Annotated in this window: 1 protein-coding gene and 1 pseudogene; both read right to left on the bottom strand. The window is 65.6% G+C overall.

What is annotated here, in order from left to right; genetic code table 11:
• A pseudogene (locus tag EN994_RS32465) lies at positions 1 to 381 on the bottom strand (TIGR01620 family protein); the annotation flags it as partial.
• A partial coding sequence (locus EN994_RS32460; RefSeq protein WP_164746473.1) for a YcjX family protein occupies positions 378 to 1139 on the bottom strand: 762 nt, incomplete at its 5' end. The pseudogene EN994_RS32465 and the gene EN994_RS32460, both read right to left, overlap by 4 nt.

The raw sequence follows: 1139 nt of genomic DNA, 5'->3' as shown, positions 1-1139 counted from the left end.
CACCACAAGCGCCAGCACGGCGATGGCGGCCATGCCGGCGGCCAGCCAGCCCAGCCACTCAGCGCGCGCAAAGAGGTCGCGTATGAGCTGGTCGGTCCACAGGCCGACCGCCAGCGAAACCAGCACGCCGAAGGCGCCGAAGAAGATGCTGCCGAGCAGCGAGCGTTTCCTGGGGGCGACGGCTGGTGGCGGCTCCGCGGCAATGATGTCGGGCTCGTCGAAGACATCGACTTTCGCCGGAATGACCATCGCGACATGGGTTTTCATCGCGCGGGGTTTGCGCTGGGTGTCGGCCTGGATGTTGCGCGGCTCAGGGGCCGCTTGTCTCGGTGGGGCTTCCGGTTCGATGCGGAATGCCGCCGGCTTGCGGGGCGCGGTCATGCCAGATGATCTCCGATCAGGAACTGCAAGGCACGGTCGAGCCTGATATGCGGCAGCGACAGCGTGACGCCTTCGGCCGTGCGTTCGAGCTTTGGGGGACGGAAACGGACGAAGCGGATTGCAGGGTCCGCGGAGTCCTGCCTGTGATCGGCTCCCGAAACATCGAAAACCGCATCAATATTCTCCGGTAAGTCACCGGGAAATATGGCTGTTTCAGTTTTTCCATCGAAGGTTTCGCCGTTGATCTTCTCACCGGCTATCGGCGTGCCGATGATGACGGGAAGCGTCTCCCGGCCTTGCCTGACGGTGCCTTCGCGCGTCGCGCGCACCGCCGCCATGGCGACCACATCGACATCGGCGCCGGTGAAATTCGCCCGTGCCACGGCGCGGTCGGCAAGCCGCCGCACGATCGCCTGCAGCCGGTCATGGCTTTCGTGATGCAGATGGTCGGCCTTGGTCGCGGCAACCAGGATGCGGTCGATGCGCCGCGAGAACAGATCGGTGAGGAAGCTGCCCCGGCCGGGGCGAAAACAGCTGAGGATCTCGGTCACCGCGCGTTCCAGGTCGGCCATGGCGCCCGGGCCGGCGTTCAGCGCCTGCATAGCGTCGATCAGCACGATCTGGCGGTCGAGGCGGGTGATGTGTTCCCGGAAAAAGGGGTTGACGACATGCGTCTTGTAGGCCTCATAGCGCCTGTCCATCATGGCGTGCAGCGAGCCTGCGCGCGGACGGGTGTTGCCGATCGCGGCCAGTGGCGC

Source organism: Mesorhizobium sp. M7A.F.Ca.CA.002.09.1.1 (assembly GCF_003998555.1).
Classification (GTDB): Bacteria; Pseudomonadota; Alphaproteobacteria; order Rhizobiales; family Rhizobiaceae; genus Mesorhizobium; species Mesorhizobium ciceri.
This window is presented reverse-complemented; position numbering and strand designations above follow the sequence as displayed.